Here is an 18554-nt window from a genome sequence, read left to right on the forward strand (position 1 = left end):
CAATGGCAGAAACCCAAGTCAAAAAGCTGGATGTCTCGGCGACCGACGTTGCAATCGAAATCACCGGCATGAACAAGTGGTACGGCGACTTTCACGTCTTGCGTGACATCAACCTCAAGGTCATGAAGGGCGAGCGCATCGTCGTGGCCGGTCCTTCGGGATCGGGCAAGTCCACCATGATCCGCTGCATCAACCGTCTGGAAGAGCACCAGTCGGGCAAGATCGAGGTCGATGGTATCGAGTTGACCAACGACCTGAAGAAGATCGATGAAGTGCGCCGCGAAGTCGGCATGGTGTTCCAGCACTTCAACCTCTTCCCGCATCTGACCATTCTGGAAAACTGCACGCTGGCACCGATCTGGGTTCGCAAGACACCGAAGAAGGAAGCCGAAGAAATCGCGATGCACTACCTCAAGCGCGTCAAGATTCCCGAGCAGGCCAACAAATATCCCGGCCAGCTCTCCGGCGGTCAGCAGCAGCGCGTGGCGATTGCCCGCTCGCTGTGCATGAAGCCGAAGATCATGCTGTTCGATGAGCCGACATCGGCACTCGACCCTGAAATGGTCAAGGAAGTTCTCGACACGATGGTCGGCCTTGCCGAAGACGGCATGACCATGATCTGCGTCACCCACGAAATGGGCTTTGCCCGCCAGGTCGCCAACCGCGTCATCTTCATGGACCAGGGCCAGATCGTCGAACAGAACTCGCCAGCCGAATTCTTCGACAACCCGCAGCACGAGCGCACCCGACTTTTCCTGAGCCAGATCCTGCACTAGGGATTTCGCCGAAGGAGTGGTGCTGATGGCGCCGCTCTTTTGTGAGGGGAACCGGGGTTGAGGCGAATTTCGCTTCTGATGGCCCGGCGTCGATTGCGCTAGATATGAACACCACCGGCTGACTGTATCAGCCGGTGGTGTTTTGCTTTGTGGGTCGGGCTGATCGGATGTCGGGGTAAGGGCGCGGTGTACCGCTCTACGCTTGGCTGGCTCCGGAGCGTTAAGCGGTCATGCCAAAGAGAACGAGACGTATGGAGTGCCGGAGCCTGTGGCAGGCAAACGGCGCCTGCGCGCCGTACGGTTTAAATTAGGGGACATTCTTTTGCTTCCGTCACCGGCAATTGGCTAGCAAGGTCCAGCCGAAGCGCGTCTGTGGACAGCAGCGAGTATAACCAGATGATGCGTCAATGGGCAGTCAACGTCGCCCGCACCATCGCCCCTTACTCATCCAACCGCATTATAATCAAAGTACCCGCACACCGGCACGTGGTCGGATGGCTTTTCCCAGGCGCGGACGTGTTTTTCGATGGAGACGGACTGGAGGCGGTCGGCGGCTTGCGATGATAGCAGGAGGTGGTCGATGCGGATGCCGTTGTTCTTGGGCCAGGCGCCCGCCTGATAATCCCAGAAGGTGTACAGACCCGCGGCATCGGTGGTGGCGCGTGTCGCTTCGGTCAGGCCGAGATTCTCCAACCGGCGAAATGCCGCGCGGGTCTGCGGCAGGAACAGCGCGTCGCCTTCCCAGGCGCGCGGATCGTAGCAATCGAACGGCTCTGGAATGACATTGTAGTCGCCAGCGAGAATGAGCGGCTCTTCGAGCAGAAGGCGGTCCTCGGCAAAGCGGCGCAGGCGTTCCATCCATGCCAGCTTGTAGGGGTATTTGACCGGATCGTCGGGCGGGTTGCCGTTGGGAAGGTAAAGCGAGCAGACGCGGATGACGCCGCCTTCGACGGAAAATACGCCTTCGATGAAGCGGGCCTGTTCGTCGGCATCATCTCCCGGCAGGCCGCGATTGACTTCGTCGGGTCTGATCTTCGACAGTAGGGCAACGCCGTTGAAGCCTTTTTGACCATGTGTTTCCACATGGTAGCCGAGGTCTTCTATCTCCTGGCGGGGAAAGTTCTCGTCGACGGATTTGATTTCCTGGAGGCAGGCGATGTCCGGGCTCGAATCTTTCAGCCACTGGCACAGGTTTTCGATGCGCGCTTTGACGCCGTTGATGTTCCAGGTGGCAATCTTCATCGTACATTCCATGTTTTGATGGAGACCGTTTTAAACCAAGTGCTGGCGAATGCCACCCGTTTTCAATGTTTCAACAGGCGTAATAAGGGGGAACGTCAGACCGAGAAGCTGGTGCCGCAGCCGCAGCTGGCGACGGCGTTGGGGTTCTTGATCTGAAAGGATTGGCCAAGCAGATTGTCAACGAAGTCGATCTCCGAGCCTTCCATATAGACCACCGACATGCTGTCAATCAGCACTTTGGCATCGTCTCTGGAGATGACGAGGTCGTCGTCCGTCGGTGCGCCGTCAAGGTCGAACTTGTAGGAAAAGCCGGAGCAGCCGCCGCCCTCTACGGAGACGCGCAGGGTCTGTTTACCTGCTTCCGCGGAGACGATCTGAGCGATTCGTTTTGCGGCGGATTCGGAAAGTGTAATGGCTGTGGTCATGTCGTTTCTCCAACCGGGGTCAAGAACCGGAGAGCAATGTTTGTGTAAAGACGATTATAAACCAGTCAAATTAATGGTCTATAGCCTTGTTACCGGGCAAGCGCGCTTTGCGGCAACCTTCAGGATAGGTATGAAGGGTAATGGAAAAGGTCAATGGCCGTAAAGCAGGATATGGAATGATAATCGATCAGCGTGCACTGGGTTTCGGAAGCGGAGAGAGGGCGGTCTATGCCACCGATCCATGGACGACGCGTGGACGTCTGTTTCCAGAAGCCTCCAGCCTGACGCGTTCCGATTTTCAGCGGGACCGTGACCGCATCGTTCACACCACCGCCTTCCGTCGGCTGAAACACAAGACGCAGGTCTTCATCAGCCCTGATGGCGACCATTACCGCACCCGGCTGACCCACACTGTCGAGGTGGCGCAGATTGCTCGTGCGCTGGCACGTGCGCTGAAGCTGGACGAAGATTTGGCGGAAGGTGTGGCGCTGGTTCATGATTTTGGCCACACGCCTTTCGGTCACACCGGCGAGGATGCGCTGGATGCGATGCTGGCACCCTATGGCGGCTTCGATCATAACGCCCAGTCTCTGCGTATCGTCACCAAGCTGGAACGGCGCTACGCCGAATATGACGGCATCAACCTGACATGGGAGACGCTTGAGGGCCTCGTCAAGCACAATGGCCCGCTGCTGGACAAAGACGGGCAGGGCACCCACGGCCCCGTGCCGCTCCCTATTCTGGAATATTGCCAGCTACAGGACCTCGAAATCGGCACCTTTGCCAGCCTTGAAGCGCAGGTCGCGGCGATTGCCGATGATATCGCCTATAACACGCATGACATCGATGATGGTTTGCGCGCAGGCTATCTGACCTTCGACATGCTGGAGGAAGTGCCGTTTCTGAGTGGCCTGATGGCGGAAGTGCGGGCGAAATATCCCAAGCTGGACGACGACCGTTTCGCCCATGAAATCATGCGTCGGCAGATCACCCGCATGGTGGAGGATGTTATCGGCGTCGCGCAGCACAATCTGGCCAAGCTGAAGCCGACCTCGGCTGCCGACATTCGCCATGCCGACATCACGGTTGCCGCGTTTTCGCCCGAGATGGCGCAAACGGACAAGCAGATCAAGAAGCTGCTGTTTGCGCACATTTATCGTCACGCCGATATCATGCGTATCAGAGCCGGTGCCACGCAGATCGTGACCGATCTTTTTCATCGTTACATGGAAACGCCCGCCGAAATGCAAAGCCACTACTGGGTGGACAGCATTCCGGGCATGAGCGTACCCGCAAAAGCCCGGCACGTCGGGGATTATCTGGCCGGTATGACCGACAGTTATGCACTGAAAGCCCACCAGCGGCTGTTTGACCACACCCCCGATTTACGATAGGCAGCGGCAACCGCAGACCCGGTTTCAAGATGACCGGGACGTAGATGACAGCCTTCGCGCAGGTATATGATGATGAACCTTTTTGCCGATTTCGACACCAGAATCAAAAACGCGCTCGAGACGATCGACCTCGTCAAAGCCCATCGCGATACTGTGGATTTCGGCCGCATCACCGTGGAGTCTCCGCGCGACCCGAGCCATGGCGATGTCGCAACCAATGCCGCGATGGTGCTGGCCAAGCCGCTGGGCACCAACCCGCGTGCGCTGGCGGAACTTATCGTTCCGGCACTGGAACAGGATGAGGACGTTGACAGCGTCAATGTCGCCGGTCCTGGCTTCATCAACATTCGCGTGTCCGTCGCATACTGGCAGCGCCTGCTGGCTGGCATGATCGAAGCCGGTGCCGACTATGGCCGCTCGACCGTGGGTGCGGGCAAGACGATCAACGTCGAATATGTCTCCGCCAACCCGACCGGCCCCATGCATGTCGGCCATTGCCGTGGCGCTGTGGTGGGCGATACGTTGGCGAATGTGCTGGCTTTTGCCGGCTACGGCGTGACCAAGGAATACTACATCAACGATGCGGGCTCGCAGATCGATGTGCTGGCGCGCTCCGTTTTCCTGCGTTACCGCGAAGCGCTGGGTGAAGATGTCGGCGCCATTCCGCCGGGTCTGTACCCTGGTGATTATCTGGTGCCGCTGGGCAAGACGCTGGCCGAGGAATTCGGCATCAAGCTGCGGGCCATGCCGGAAGAGCAGTGGCTGCCGATCGTCAAGGACAAGGCCATCGACGCGATGATGGTGATGATTCGCGAAGATCTGGCGGCGCTCAACGTGAAGCACGATGTGTTCTATTCCGAGCGCACGCTGCATGCGGGCCATGGCGGCCCTATCCAGTCCGCCATCAACGATCTGACCTTCAAGGGTCATGTCTACAAGGGCACTCTGCCGCCGCCGAAGGGTGAGCTGCCGGACGATTGGGAAGACCGCGAACAGACGCTGTTCCGCTCCACCGAAGTCGGTGACGACATGGACCGGGCGCTGATCAAGTCCGACGGTTCCTATACCTATTTTGCCGCTGATGTTGCCTACTTCAAGGACAAGTATGATCGCGGATTCGGCGAGATGATCTATGTTCTGGGTGCCGACCACGGCGGCTACGTGAAGCGTCTGGAGGCGGTTGCGCGTGCTGTGTCCGAAGGAAAGTCGAAACTGACCGTTCTTTTGTGCCAGCTGGTCAAACTTTTTCGTGATGGCGAGCCGGTCAAAATGTCGAAACGCTCCGGCGATTTCGTCACTTTGCGCGATGTTGTGGATGAAGTCGGGCGCGACCCGGTGCGATTCATGATGCTCTATCGGAAGAATTCAGAGCCTCTGGACTTCGATTTTGCCAAAGTAACGGAGCAGTCCAAGGACAATCCGGTATTTTATGTGCAGTATGCGCATGCTCGGTGCAAGTCTGTTTTCCGGCAGGCGAACGAGGCATTTCCAGACCTCGACGTGTCGCAGTCAACCATGCAGTCGAGTGCAGCTTTGATTAGCGATGTCAATGAGTTGCAGCTGATTGCTAAACTGGCCGAATACCCGCGCCTGATCGAATCTGCGGCGCTCAACCATGAGCCGCATCGCCTGGCATTTTACTTGTATGATCTGGCCAGTTCCTTCCATGGACATTGGAATAAAGGTAAAGATCAGCCAGAATTACGTTTTGTTAACGATAAAAACCGAGAATTAAGCGTTGCCAGACTCGGGCTGGTGAATGCTGTCGCAAACGTACTGAAATCTGGACTGTCGCTTTTAGGAGCGGACGCGCCTGACGAAATGCGATAACATCTCACCATTATTTGCTCATAATACGCTGGCAAGAGCTGTGATGCGTAGATGGTGGAACACGTAATGGTCGAAAAAAATGTCGCGTATAACCGGGACAACCGGGCAGAAGAATTCGCTGACAACGATCCCCTGGCACAATTGGCTCGTCTGGTTGGCCAAGAGGATCGTCCTTCCCACGTTGCTTCTCCGGCTGCGCCGCATCCGGGCGAACGCCGGGAGCCTGAATTCAATCTCGAAGATGAATTGCTTCGCGAATTCGCGATCTACGATTCCCCACGCTACGAACCGATAGCGCTTGATGCTGCGAACGATGTTCGATCGTCGGTTCCCGCTGACGAATTCATGCAGCGCGTCGAATCAGTTTTCGCTCGCAAGGAGCCTGAGCTTGTGCCCGTGGAGCAGTATGCGCCAGCCGATACGGAAGAGTATCTGGTGGCGGAACATGCCGCCGATCATCATGCGCAATCCGATCTGCGCGACGATTTCAGCGATGACCCGGCATCCGTTGCTGCCTTGTTCGACGTTGCCCAGCGCCATGCACCGCAGCAGCCTGTTGAGCAGGCGCCCGCACCGGCTGAGCAGGCTCCGGCCTATGTCGAGCCTGTTGCCTACGTCGAGCCAGAGGTTCACGTTCCCGAGCCCGTCGCTTATGTCGAACCGCCAGTGGAAGAGCCTGTCTATTCCGCACCTTTGGCAGATCATATCGATCCTTCTGCATCGCACCAGCCCGACTGGGAGCTGATGGCTGAGACGTCTGGCGAGGCGGCTATCGATCTGGCCAGCGAGCTGGAAATGTCCGTGGCCGAAGACGTTCCGCCGCCTGTGCAGGCAGCGCCCGCCATCGCCCGCCGCTCTTCGCTCGACTATTCCAGCCTTCGTCTTCCGCTTGCCAACTTCGGTTCGCCGCGCCCCACGCCTGTCGTTCCCAAGGTTGAGGAGCCTGTGGCGGCCCCAGCACCTGTTGCCGCGCAGTTCGTAGAGCCCATGCAGGCGCCTGCTGACCACGTCGAGCCCGCGCTTCCCGTCGGTCAAAAGCTGTCGGCCATGGACGAGCTGATCTACGACGTTGCGAAATACGAAATCATTGGCCGGGAAACTCGCATTGCCGAGCCTGCTGTCAAAATCGAGCCGGAGCCGGTTGCCGCACATGTGGTGCAGCAGCCTGTCGTTCAGAAGCGCGAAGAGCCAGTCGTTGCGCCGGTGGCGGCAGCACAGCCCGCTGCTGCCAAGGCAGAGCCTGATTTCGGCGACTTCGACGCTTTCAACGACGATGATTTCGAATTGGCCTTGGACGATATCGATTTCGATATCGATCTCTCTGAAATTGCCAATATCGAAGTGGCAACGCCCCCCGCTGCTGCGCCGGTCGTCGCTCCACAGCCTGCGTCTGTTGCCCAGGCACCGGTTCAGCCAAAACCTGTCATTGTTCCTGCGCCAGTCCCTGTGGCCGTTGCGCGTCCTCAGCCGGTCGTAGCCGCGCCACCAGTCGCCCGTCAGGAGCCACCGCGCCCTGTAACGCCTGTCGTCGTTGCGCCTGCCGTGCTTGAGCCTCTGCCATTCGATCCGTCGCAGATCGGTGAGACGGAAGATCAGCCCGAAACCATCTCCGAGATGGAAGTGCCTGAACTGCCAGTTGGCGTGTTCGAGCCGAAGCCCGTGCCGCGTCGTCAGGAAGAAGACGTCGACCTCGATACCGAACTGGCATCGCTGTTCGCACCTGCCATGACCGGCGGTCTGGATCGCAACAAGAATGCCGCCGCATCGCGTCAGCCTCAGCCGACGCAGGAAGAGGTCGATGAGTTCGAACGCGCGCTGGAGCAGGATTTCCGCCGCAGCATGCAGGAGGCCGCTGAAACCCGTGCTTCCGTCGAACGCATTCCTGAAGCCGAGCTTGCGCAGCCTGTCCGCTACAGCGATGAAGAGCGCGGTGGTGTTCGCCGCTGGTTCGTTCCCATGGCTGCTGTTCTGGGTGTCGTGCTTGTCGGTGGTGGTACCTATGCGCTGATGTTCGGTGGCTCCTCGGGCTCCGGCTCCAACGGTGCACCTGTCATCATCTCTGCCGATAGTGAGCCGACAAAGGTCGTGCCGGAAAATCCGGGCGGTCGCGTGGTTCCGAACCAGGACAAGGCGGTTTACGACCGCGTCGCCGGTGCTGCCCCTGCCGATCCAAAACAGCCGTCGCTGATTTCCAGCAATGAGCAGCCTGTGGACGTGGTTCAGCGCACGCTGATCCCCGAGCAGTTGCCGCTTGAGGGCGAAGACGAAGAAATGGACGCCATGACCTCGACGCCGGTTGGCGAGACCGAGGACCCGCGTCTGCTGTCGCCGGACGAGAAGGCTAAGGCTGCTGAAAATCAGAACGGATCGCCGGTCAACGTTTCGCCGCGCAAGGTCCGCACGATGATCGTCAAGCCTGATGGTACGCTGGTTGCACAGGAAGTTGCCGTACCGGCTGCTTCTGCTCCTAAGGCAGACACGGTCGAGGAACTCGCTGCACCGCAGGCCAACACCGTTGCTGAAGCCGCACCGGCTGTGATCCCTGCATCGCGTGTTCCTGTTGCGCCGCAACAGCCTGCCCAGCCGCAGACACCGGCTCCGGTTGCCGCGGCACCGAAGCCTGCGCAGACAGCAGCGCCGATGCCAGCATCTCGCCCTGCTGCACAGCCTGCCAACGTCGTCGCGACGGTTACCAATCAGGGCAATGTTCGCCCGGCACCGCCTTCGCAGCCTGCGCAGGAAACTGCCGCAGCACCGACAGCAACGACCAACGCCTCCTCAGCCGGTGGCTATTATGTGCAGGTCGCCTCGCTGCCAAGCCAGGCCGAAGCCCAGAAGTCTTACCAAAGCCTGTCTGCCAAGTTCGGCTCCGTAATCGGCGGTCGCGGCGTGGACATCAAGGCTGCTGAAATTGCCGGCAAGGGTACGTTCTACCGCGTCCGCATTCCCGCTGGCGACAAGAACGAAGCCGCAGCTTTGTGTGAGCGCCTGCGCTCTGCCGGTGGTAGCTGCCTGATTGCTCGCTGATTTAGGCCTGACAAGAATTGAAGCCGGGATAGTTCTGCTGTCCCGGCTTTATTGATGGCGGGTCTCAGCGTCTTTCCCAACCGCGACGTCATCCTCGGGCTTGTCCCGAGGATCTGATCACGTCCAATGTTGTGGTTCGTTAGATCCTCGGGACAAGCCCGAGGATGACGGTAGAGGGAGAGGCTTTGAGCGCGGACCGTTATCGCTCTCGAGATTTACGACCGAAAATTCCAAGCAGGACGAATCCCATGACCGACACGAAAGCTATGATCCTCGGCTGTAGCGGCCTGACCCTGACCGATGACGAAATCGCGCTGTACAAGGCGGAGCGTCCGTGGGGTTTCATCCTGTTCGGTCGCAACATTGGTGACGCCGAGCAGATCACGGACCTTGTGGCGTCCATGCGCGATGCCATCGGCAATCCGAACGCACCTGTGTTGATCGACCAGGAAGGCGGGCGCGTGCAGCGTATTCGCCCTCCGATCCTGCAATCCTATCCCAATGCGCAGGCGCTGGGCGAAATCTATTTGCGTGACAAGGTGCAGGGTCTGCGCGCCGCGTGGCTGATGTCACGCCTGCACGCTTTCGACCTGACGAAGCTTGGCATCACCGTGGATTGCCTGCCGGTGCTGGATGTCCCAGTGGAAGGTGCCAGCAACGTGATCGGCAACCGCGCCTATGGGTTCGACCCGGCACTCGTGGCGGCGATGGGGCAGGCGGCGGCGGATGGGCTGAAGGCGGGTGGCATGTTGCCTGTCATGAAGCACATCCCAGGCCACGGTCGCGGTCTGGTCGACTCGCACCACGAACTACCGGTGGTCGATGTTCCCCTAGACGAATTGGATGCGCATGACTTCGTGCCCTTCCGTGCCATGAACAAGGAACTGATGGCGATGAGCGCCCATCTGGTGTTCACCGCCATCGATGCAGAACGCCCGGCGACGACATCACCCATCGTCATCGACGAGATCATCCGTGGGCGCATCGGGTTTGATGGTCTGCTGATCTCCGACGACAGCTCCATGAATGCCCTGAAAGGGACGCTGGGAGAACGTGCAGCCAATATTGTTGCGGGTGGTTGCGATATAGTCTTGCATTGCAACGGCGTGATGGATGAAATGCTGCAGGTCGTGAAGGAAGTTCCAGTTCTCTCCGGCAAAGCTCTGGAGCGCGCACGCGCCGTCGAAGCCGGTTTCCCCGTGGCTGATGGTGGCGATGAGGCGGTCTTGAGAGACGAATTCAACGCCCTGCTGACGGTTGCCTAGAGGCTACCGGGCCGGGCGTCCTGACAGACGGGTTGCCCGGTGGATGAGTGAATGGCGGCAGACAAATCGCGCGGCAGCGCGCCGATGGAAAAGCTCTGGGAGAACGTAACCCCAGAGCGCGCCACCGGCGAAGCGGCATTGATGATCGACGTTGCGGGCTTTGAGGGCCCACTCGATCTTTTGCTGCATCTTGCCCGCACGCAAAAAGTCGACCTCTCGCGGATTTCCGTGCTGGCGCTGGCCGAGCAATATCTGATCTTTGTCGAGCAGGCGCGGCGCGTGCGAATCGAACTGGCCGCCGATTATCTCGTGATGGCCGCATGGCTTGCCTTCCTAAAATCCAAACTGCTCATCCCGCAACAAGCCAAGGATGAGGGGCCGAGCGGCGAGGAGATGGCGGCGACGCTGGCCTTCCGGCTGAAGCGGCTGGAGGCCATGCGCGATGCGGCTGAGCGGTTGGTCAACCGTCACCATCTGGGCCGGGATATTTTTGCACGCGGTGCGCCTGAACACATTCCGCACAAAAGCCGTTCGTCCTTCGAGGCTAGCCTCTACGATCTGCTGAGTGCTTATGCCAATTTGCGCCAGCGGCAGGCCATCACCCAGGTGACCATCGAAAAACGGCAGGTCTGGTCGCTGGTCGATGCGCGCGAATTGCTCACCTCCATGCTGGGCGAGATCGGCGAGTGGACGGCGCTCGATCGCTATCTGCTGCAATATGTCGCCGATCCTGCCATGCGCGCCACGGCGATGGCCAGCGCCTTTGCCGCGTCACTGGAGTTGGTACGGGAGGGTTCGCTGGAGATTCGCCAGGACGGCGCGTTCCAGCCGATTTTCATGCGCAAGGGTGCTGGCCGTGAAAGGACACAGGATGTCGAGTGAATTGGACGCGGATCACGACGCCCATGTGACGGATGGGGTGGGATTCGAACCCACGGTGTCCGAGCGACAGCTGAAGGATGCTGAACGTATCGCCGAGGCTTTGGTGTTTGCCTCCGCACAGCCCGTCTCGGAGGCGTTCATCGCCGAGCGCGTGGCGCGTGGAGTCGATGTCGGCGCTGTCATGGAGAAACTGAAATTCGCTTACAGCGAGCGGGGCGTCAATCTCATTCAGGTGGGTGGAAACTGGGCGTTCAGAACGGCGGGCGATCTTTCCTTCGTCATCCGCATGGATGAAAAAGAACCCAAGAAGCTTTCACGCGCCGCGCTGGAAGTGCTGGCCATCATTGCCTACCACCAGCCGGTGACACGCGCCGAAATCGAGGAAATCCGCGGCGTGCAGACATCGCGCGGGACGCTCGATGTGTTGATGGAAGCGGGCTGGGTGCGGTTTCGCGGACGACGCAGAACGCCGGGTCGACCCGTGACCATGGGCACGACGGTCGATTTTCTCGATCATTTCGGGCTGGAGGAACTGCGCGATCTGCCGGGGCTGGACGAGTTGAAGGGGGCAGGGCTGCTATCGGGCCGCATCCCGTCCAATTTCGGAATTCCCCTGCCATCCATGAGCGATGAGCTGACGGAAGACGAAGACCCGATCACGCAGCTCGATCTTGAGGAGCTGGGTTTGCTCTCACCGAGCGGTGACGAGCCGGAGAGGTGACGACCTGATGGTGTGCGTCATCACAAAGAGTTGCCTGTATCAGGCAACTGTCGGATTTATAGTGAAGTATCGTTCGGTGAATAGACATTTTGGTGTTTGAAAAACCTCGACAAACGTCTTACATCGGATCAAAGCAAAATTCAGGGAGTTTGCGTTATGGGTTCTTTTAGTGTGTGGCATTGGCTGATCGTTCTGATCATCGTGCTGGTCCTCTTCGGTCGCGGCAAGATTCCAGAATTGATGGGTGATGTCGCCAAGGGCATCAAGAGCTTCAAGAAGGGCATGGCCGACGAAGACGGTACAGCACGCCCCGCAGACCACGACACCACGCAAGAGCCGACCACCCCTGTTCATCCCCGCACGGTGGACCACAAGGCTGACGAGCTCAAGTAATCGATTTTGCAGTGCGGCGTTGAACGCCGTGCCGCGACACTGCGCGTGTCAGGAGCTTTATGATGTTTGATATCGGCTGGAGCGAGCTGCTGGTGATTGCGATCGTGCTGATCGTGGTCGTCGGTCCCAAGGACTTGCCGCCCATGATCCGGGCTTTCGGCAAGACCATGGCCGGTTTGCGCAAGATAGCGGGAGATTTCCGCACGCAGTTCGACGATGCCTTGAAAGAGGCTGACATGGACGACGTGCGCCAGACGATTTCCGATGTCCGCAATCTCAACCCCACGAATTCGCTGCGCGACGCGATGAATCCGCTGCGTCAACTGGGCAACGACATCCGCTCCGACCTTCAGGGCGCGGCAACGCCCCCGGCATCTCCGGCCACCAGTGCACCGGCTGGTGCGCCTGCGGTCAGCCTGTACGAGCCTGAGATGAAGCTGCCTGACGGACCGCCTGCGATTGCCACGGAAGCTGCGGTAGCTGCTGGCGTTGCCTCGGCCTCAGCGACTGCGGCTCCGGCCACTCTCTCAACCGCAGCAGCCCAGCCATCGGCTGCACCTGCAGAAAAGCCGAAGACTGTGCGCAAGCGTGCTCCTGCCAAGTCCACGCAGGAAGTCGAAGCCGAAACGGTGGCTGCAAAGCCGAAGCGTGCGGCCAAAACCGTTTCCGCAAAAACGGAAGCGACGAAAACCGCCAGTGCAAAGCCCGTTGCGCCGAAAAGCAGCAAGCCCGCCGCGCTGACGGAAGCGTCCGCAAAGGCTTCAAAGGTAAAGGCTGCGAAGGCGACTGTCGAAGCCGGAAAGCCCGTGATCGCCGAGGCCAAGGCGCTGGTCGAGAAGGCCGAAACCGAAAAGACGGCGGCGCTGACGCCCGCCAAACCAGTGAAGACGGCCAAGGCCAAAAAGGGTGAAGCATGAGTGAGGATACCGATGATAAGCCACAGCCGCTTATCGAACACCTCATGGAACTCCGCACGCGACTGATCTGGTCGATTGGTGCTTTCTTCGTCGCGTTTCTCGGTTGCTTCGCGGTCGCCAAGCATCTCTTCAACCTGCTGGTCATTCCCTATAAATGGGCGGTGATCTGGGCCGGGCTCGATGTTGCGAAATCGTCGCTGATCTATACCGCGCCGCAGGAATTCTTCTTCACGCAGATCAAGGTTGCCATGTTTGGCGCGCTGGTGATTTCGTTTCCGGTCATTGCTTCGCAGCTCTACAAGTTCGTGGCACCCGGCCTTTACAAGAACGAGCGTGCGGCGTTTTTGCCGTTCCTGATCGCGTCTCCGCTGCTGTTTCTTCTGGGCGGCGCGCTGGTCTACTTCTTCTTCACGCCCATGGTCATGTGGTTCTTCCTTGCCATGCAGCAGCTGCCGGAAGATGGTGAAGTCGCGATTTCGCTGATGCCGAAGGTGTCGGAATATCTCAGCCTCATCATGACGCTAGTTCTGTCCTTCGGTCTGGTGTTCCAGTTACCGGTGATCACCACACTGCTCGCCCGCGTCGGCCTGTTGACGAGCCAGTGGCTGAAAGAAAAGCGCAAATTCGCGATTGTTGCGGCTTTCGTCGTTGCTGCGGTTCTCACGCCGCCCGACCCGATGTCCCAGATCGGTCTTGCGTTGCCTGCAATCATTCTCTACGAGATTTCCATACATTTGGCTCGACTCGTGGAAAAGAAGCGCGCTGAGGAAAATGCAGGCCGTGAGCTTGGAAATTCCACTGACGACTGACGGTTTCCGCCAGGTTCTTCTTCAGACGCCGGGCCCTTCGTCCCGGCGTTTTGTTTTTTAAAACATGATGCAAATTACGGTCTGGAACCACGATGCACGACATTAAATGGATACGCGAAAATCCCGAAGCTTTCGATGCAGGCCTTGCCCGTCGCAATGCCGAGCCGCAATCCGCTCAGCTGATTGCGCTCGATGAAAAGCGCCGTTCCGTTATCCAGACCCTGCAAGACATGCAATCCCGCCGCAACGCCGCCTCCAAGGAAATCGGCGCAGCGATGGCGCAGAAGAATTCCGAGCTTGCCGAAAAGCTGAAAGCCGAAGTCGCCGACATCAAGGACAGCATGCCGCGCCTTGAGGAAGAGGACCGTCAGGTTTCGGCTGAGCTGACCGATGCCCTGTCGCGCATTCCCAACCTGCCGTTTGACGACGTGCCAGTCGGCAAGGACGAACACGACAACATCGTTGCGCGCGTCGTTGGCCAGAAGCCCGGCTGGAACCACGCCGCCAAGGAGCACTACGAGATCGGCGAAGCCCTCGGCTACATGGATTTCGACCGCGCAGCAAAACTGTCCGGTTCGCGCTTTACCGTGTTGACCAGCCAGATTGCGCGTCTGGAACGTGCGCTCGGCCAGTTCATGATCGACCTGCACACAAGCGAGCATGGCTACACGGAAGTGTCGTCGCCGCTGATGGTGCGCGATGAGGCGATGTATGGCACGGGCCAGCTCCCGAAGTTTGCCGAGGATTTGTTCAGGACGACCGATGGTCGCTGGCTGATCCCGACCGCCGAGGTGACGCTGACGAACCTCGTTGCCGGTGAAATTCTGGAGCAAGAAAAGCTGCCGCTGCGCTTCACCGCGCTGACGCCATCCTTCCGTTCGGAAGCAGGCTCTGCCGGTCGCGATACGCGCGGCATGCTGCGCCAGCACCAGTTCTGGAAGTGCGAACTGGTTTCGATCACGGATGCCGAAAGCGCTGTCGAAGAGCATGAGCGTATGACCGCCTGCGCCGAAGAGGTGCTGAAGCGCCTCGGCCTGCATTTCCGCACCATGACGCTGTGCACAGGCGATATGGGCTTTGGCGCGCGTAAGACCTACGACCTCGAAGTCTGGCTGCCCGGTCAGGATACCTACCGCGAAATCTCGTCCTGCTCGGTCTGCGGCGATTTTCAGGGGCGGCGGATGGATGCGCGTTATCGGGCGAAGGGTGAGAAGACGACGAAGTTCGTGCACACCCTCAACGGCTCCGGCACGGCTGTCGGACGCTGCCTGATTGCGGTTCTGGAGAACTACCTGAACGATGATGGTTCGGTCACAATTCCAGACGTGTTGCTGCCTTACATGGGCGGTCTGACGCGGATTGAGAAGGCTGTTTGAACTTCCGTCATCCCGCACTTGATGCGGGATCCAGTGCCTTGCGTCTGCAAGGCAAAAGACTCTTCTCGCCGCGCAGACGCGCGACGGCTGGACCCCGGATCTAGTCCGGGGTGACGGAAGTGGGAGATGTTATCTAAAAAACTAAAGCGGGAGAGAGCATCATGCGGATATTGCTGACAAACGATGATGGCATTCATGCCGAAGGGCTGGCGGCGTTGGAGCGCATCGCTCGCACGTTGTCCGATGATGTATGGATAGTGGCGCCGGAGACGGATCAGAGCGGGCTTGCCCATTCGCTGACGCTTTCAGAGCCGCTACGTCTGCGCAAGATTTCCGACAAGCATTTCGCCCTGCGTGGCACGCCGACAGACTGCGTCATCATGGGTATTCGCGAGGTGCTGCCCGGCAAGCCAGATCTCGTGCTGTCGGGCGTCAATGCCGGGGCGAACATGGCCGATGACGTGACCTATTCTGGTACCATTGCCGGTGCCATCGAGGGCACGTTGCAGGGCGTGCGTTCCATCGCGCTCAGCCAGGCCTTTGCCTATACGGGACACGCCGAACGCATCGTGCCTTGGGAAGTTGCGGAAACGCATGCGCCAGACCTTATCCGCAAGCTTATCGAGGTCGATCTGCCGGATGGCACGTTCCTCAATCTCAACTTTCCCAACTGCGCGCCTGAAGACGTGCGCGGCGTCAGCGTCACCGAGCAGGGCAAGCTGGATTTCGGCCTGACGGTTGAACAGCGTCAGGATGGCCGGGGCATTCCCTATTACTGGCTGCGCTTTGGCGAGCGGCTTGGCAATTTCCGTGAGGGAACGGATATCCACGCCGTCAAGGATGGCCAGATTTCTGTCACCCCGCTCAAGCTTGACCTGACGGACTATACCGTGAAGGATCGCGTGGCAGCGGCGCTTGGGTTTGGAGTGAAAGATTGAAATCAGCTATGGTCGAGAGGGAAGGCTTTGCAGCCCTGGTGCTGCGGTTGAGAGCCGAGGGCATTTCCGACATCGATCTGCTGACGGCGGTTGAACAGACGCCGCGCTCGCAGTTCGTGCCAGCGCAATTTGCGGAGGAAGCCTATTCCAGCCGCACCATTCCCATCGATTGCGGTGCCTTCATGGAAAGTGCCGACATGGTGGTGAAGGCCGTCCACCGCCTTCAGGTCAAGCCCGGGCAGCGCGTGCTGGAAATCGGCACCGGCAGCGGTTTCATGACTGCCATTCTGGGACGCCGTTCCGAGCGCGTCGTGTCCATCGATCGTTACAAGACGCTGGTGCAACTGGCGCAGAACCGCACGGATGATCTCGGGCTGCGCAATGTGGTGATCAGGCAGGCGGACGGCACCAACGGTCTGGTGGGCGAGGGCACCTTCGATCGAATCATCTCCACGGCGGCATTTACCGCCATGCCGCGCTTTTTCACCGAGCAGATCGTGTCGGGTGGCATGATGGTCGCGCCGATTATTCTGGAAGACGGTCGCTGCGTCATGACACGTTTTTCCAAGACCGGCAGCCGTTTCGAACGCGAAGAACTGTTCGAAACGCCCTATTTGCCCATGGAAACGCACATCGCACGCTATCTCTGATAAATTTCAATTCCGTGCACCGAAACGGAACGAAAGAAGAATTTTTACAAATTATTGATTTCAAAATATTTTCTCATCCCACGCGCTTGTTTCTGGCTCATTTCGGGCCGCGTCATGGTTATCGAAGAGTCAAAAAAATTCCGAACGGCTTAACGTTTTAACGGCGTGGTAACACTAACGCGCTTTAATGATCTCCATCAACGCATGGTTTTCCCATCTCGGGAGAGGGGCCTTGCAGAGTGTTGTTCCAGCCGGATCGGGGTTCGATGCGGCGGTTGGCGTCAGTGTAGATCGAGTCATGCGTATGAGTAATTCGCCTAAAATCGGAAAATCAATCGCAAAGATGTTCGCAGCGGCATTGCTGGCAAGCGTCGCAACGGGTTGTAGCTCGGACGCCACGCGATTTGGCGGCCTCTTCTCCAGTGGACCGGACCAAATGACGACGGCATCCATTCCCGCCCGCAATGCAGGGGGCGCTTACGGGCAGGCTCCCGTGCCGCAAGGCGATGTGAATAGCGGTCAGTATGGATCGGCAGCGCCGCAGGGTGGCTATGCGAACCAGAATACGGCCATGAACCAGCCTTACCCGGCAAACAATGGCGGTTACGGTTCGGTGCAGCCATCTTCGGCACGCGCAGCGTCCTCTTCGGCAACAGTCCAGCGTTCGGAGCTTTCGGCTCCCACGCAGACGGCAAGCCGCGAACCTGCAACGCGCCGTGAGGCTGTGTCGCAGCCATTCCCGTCGGCCACCGCAAATTCAGCACCGTCAATGGCGTCGGCACGTCCGGCACCTTCTGGTGACAACCTGTCCACCGGCTCGATCAAGGCCGAGGGTAATGGTTGGCACACGGATGGCGCATCGTCGGTGACGTTGAAGTCCGGCGAGACGATTGCCACCCTTTCCAAGCGCTACGGCGTGCCTGAGAAGGCGCTGTTGCAGGCCAACGGCCTGTCCAGCGGCTCTGCGGCAAGGCCCGGTCAGTCGATCGTCATTCCGAAGTTCGGCCAGTCCCGCAATGCGGCACGCGCCGCCTCGGGCAATATCGACCTGAGCAAGAACAATAACGGCCCGACGCCATTGCGCGGTCCGGAGCAGAACGTCGCCGTCCTGCCGTCCCAGAATGCTGCCCGTGACAAGGCTTCGGCTGAAGGCGGCAAGCTGACACCTCCCGGCGGCAAGCCGCTTCCGCCCACAGGTGGTTACAAGGTGCAGAACGGCGACAGCCTTGCAAAGATTGCCCGTGCAAACGGCGTCTCCGTTGCAGAGTTGAAGGCAGCAAACGGCATTTCCGATGGCGGCATCCGCATCGGCCAGACCCTGAAAATTCCGGGTGCTGGAACAGATGGCATCAAGACGGCATCCGTTCAGCACCAGCCAGCGGCTCAGCCAACGGCAGCAAAGCCTGCTGAAGCACCAGCGGTCGCCAAGGCCGAAGTGCCAAAGGCACCTGCCGCTGAAGCCAGCGTCAGCGATGTCGAGAAGAAGTCCGACATGGCGTCGCTCGCGCCTGAATCCACCGGCATCGGCAAATATCGCTGGCCGGTTCGTGGCGCCGTGACATCGGGCTTCGGTGAAAACGTCGAAGGCAGCCGCAATGACGGTATCAACATCTCGGTTCCCGAGGGTACGCCTATCAAGGCAGCCGAAAACGGCGTTGTCATCTATTCGGGCAATGGTCTGAAGCAGCTCGGCAACACGGTTCTCATCCGTCACGACGACGGTCGGGTCACGGTTTACGGCAACGCCGCAAGCCTCGACGTGCAGCGCGGCCAGAAGGTGCAGCGCGGCCAGACGATCGCGTCTTCCGGCATGACGGGCAGCGCCAAGCGTCCACAGGTTCACTTCGAAGTCCGCAAGGACGCAACGCCGGTGAACCCATCCTCTTTCCTTGAATAGGTATTGCGTTTC

At 59.2% G+C, this 18554-nt stretch carries 16 protein-coding genes; 14 read left to right on the forward strand and 2 right to left on the reverse strand.

Features of this window, described 5'->3' with window-relative positions; genetic code table 11:
* The first annotated feature begins 2 nt into the window (after window positions 1-2).
* A complete protein-coding gene (locus QRN55_RS21810; protein WP_062449574.1) occupies window positions 3-776 on the forward strand; it encodes an amino acid ABC transporter ATP-binding protein in 774 nt (257 codons plus the stop codon).
* Window positions 777-1220: 444 nt separating this feature from the next.
* Here QRN55_RS21810 and xth read toward each other — a convergent pair whose 3' ends face one another.
* Together xth and erpA are read right to left on the reverse strand one after the other, a co-directional pair.
* Entirely contained in the window at window positions 1221-2018 is a 798-nt protein-coding gene (xth, locus tag QRN55_RS21815) for an exodeoxyribonuclease III (RefSeq protein ID WP_284778289.1), read from the reverse strand.
* Window positions 2019-2113: 95 nt separating this feature from the next.
* The gene (gene erpA, locus QRN55_RS21820; protein ID WP_233123172.1) at window positions 2114-2443 is read right to left on the reverse strand and encodes an iron-sulfur cluster insertion protein ErpA; all 330 of its coding nucleotides are present in this window, start codon (window positions 2441-2443) and stop codon (window positions 2114-2116) included.
* A gap of 176 nt (window positions 2444-2619) precedes the next feature.
* On the opposite strand from erpA, the gene QRN55_RS21825 reads away from it, so the two are divergent.
* From QRN55_RS21825 to QRN55_RS21885, 13 genes are all read left to right on the forward strand, one after another.
* A complete protein-coding gene (locus QRN55_RS21825; RefSeq protein ID WP_284778290.1) occupies window positions 2620-3837 on the forward strand; it encodes a deoxyguanosinetriphosphate triphosphohydrolase in 1218 nt (405 codons plus the stop codon).
* Between the two features lie 72 nt (window positions 3838-3909).
* Window positions 3910-5667, forward strand: coding sequence for an arginine--tRNA ligase (gene argS, locus QRN55_RS21830; protein ID WP_112501706.1), 1758 nt, complete (start codon window positions 3910-3912; stop codon window positions 5665-5667).
* A gap of 66 nt (window positions 5668-5733) precedes the next feature.
* The gene (locus tag QRN55_RS21835) at window positions 5734-8694 is read left to right on the forward strand and encodes an SPOR domain-containing protein (RefSeq protein WP_284778291.1); all 2961 of its coding nucleotides are present in this window, start codon (window positions 5734-5736) and stop codon (window positions 8692-8694) included.
* A gap of 248 nt (window positions 8695-8942) precedes the next feature.
* On the forward strand, window positions 8943-9959 hold the full coding sequence (gene nagZ / locus QRN55_RS21840; protein WP_284778292.1) for a beta-N-acetylhexosaminidase: 1017 nt from the start codon (window positions 8943-8945) through the stop codon (window positions 9957-9959).
* Between the two features lie 51 nt (window positions 9960-10010).
* Entirely contained in the window at window positions 10011-10841 is an 831-nt protein-coding gene (locus tag QRN55_RS21845; protein ID WP_284778293.1) for a segregation and condensation protein A, read from the forward strand.
* Window positions 10831-11562 carry an SMC-Scp complex subunit ScpB gene (gene scpB, locus QRN55_RS21850; RefSeq protein ID WP_284778294.1) on the forward strand — a complete coding sequence of 244 codons (732 nt, stop codon included), beginning with the start codon at window positions 10831-10833 and terminating at the stop codon, window positions 11560-11562. The genes QRN55_RS21845 and scpB overlap by 11 nt, the downstream gene beginning before the upstream one ends.
* Window positions 11563-11718: 156 nt before the next feature.
* Entirely contained in the window at window positions 11719-11955 is a 237-nt protein-coding gene (locus QRN55_RS21855) for a twin-arginine translocase TatA/TatE family subunit (protein ID WP_284778295.1), read from the forward strand.
* Between the two features lie 62 nt (window positions 11956-12017).
* Entirely contained in the window at window positions 12018-12872 is an 855-nt protein-coding gene (gene tatB / locus QRN55_RS21860; protein ID WP_284778296.1) for a Sec-independent protein translocase protein TatB, read from the forward strand.
* Window positions 12869-13681, forward strand: coding sequence for a twin-arginine translocase subunit TatC (gene tatC, locus QRN55_RS21865; protein WP_111839047.1), 813 nt, complete (start codon window positions 12869-12871; stop codon window positions 13679-13681). Before tatB ends, tatC begins: the two co-directional genes overlap by 4 nt.
* A 92-nt stretch (window positions 13682-13773) precedes the next feature.
* Window positions 13774-15057: a serine--tRNA ligase gene (gene serS, locus QRN55_RS21870; RefSeq protein WP_284778297.1), complete on the forward strand. Its 1284-nt coding sequence runs from the start codon at window positions 13774-13776 to the stop codon at window positions 15055-15057.
* A 161-nt stretch (window positions 15058-15218) separates the two neighbouring features.
* Entirely contained in the window at window positions 15219-15995 is a 777-nt protein-coding gene (surE, locus tag QRN55_RS21875; RefSeq protein WP_112501663.1) for a 5'/3'-nucleotidase SurE, read from the forward strand.
* Complete coding sequence (locus QRN55_RS21880; protein WP_284778298.1) at window positions 15992-16645, forward strand: protein-L-isoaspartate(D-aspartate) O-methyltransferase; 654 nt, start codon at window positions 15992-15994, stop codon at window positions 16643-16645. The genes surE and QRN55_RS21880 overlap by 4 nt, the downstream gene beginning before the upstream one ends.
* Before the next feature lie 343 nt (window positions 16646-16988).
* Window positions 16989-18542 carry a peptidoglycan DD-metalloendopeptidase family protein gene (locus QRN55_RS21885; RefSeq protein ID WP_284778327.1) on the forward strand — a complete coding sequence of 518 codons (1554 nt, stop codon included), beginning with the start codon at window positions 16989-16991 and terminating at the stop codon, window positions 18540-18542.
* The last annotated feature ends 12 nt before the right edge of the window (window positions 18543-18554 follow it).

Source organism: Agrobacterium sp. lyk4-40-TYG-31 (assembly GCF_030209855.1).
Classification (GTDB): Bacteria; Pseudomonadota; Alphaproteobacteria; order Rhizobiales; family Rhizobiaceae; genus Agrobacterium; species Agrobacterium vaccinii.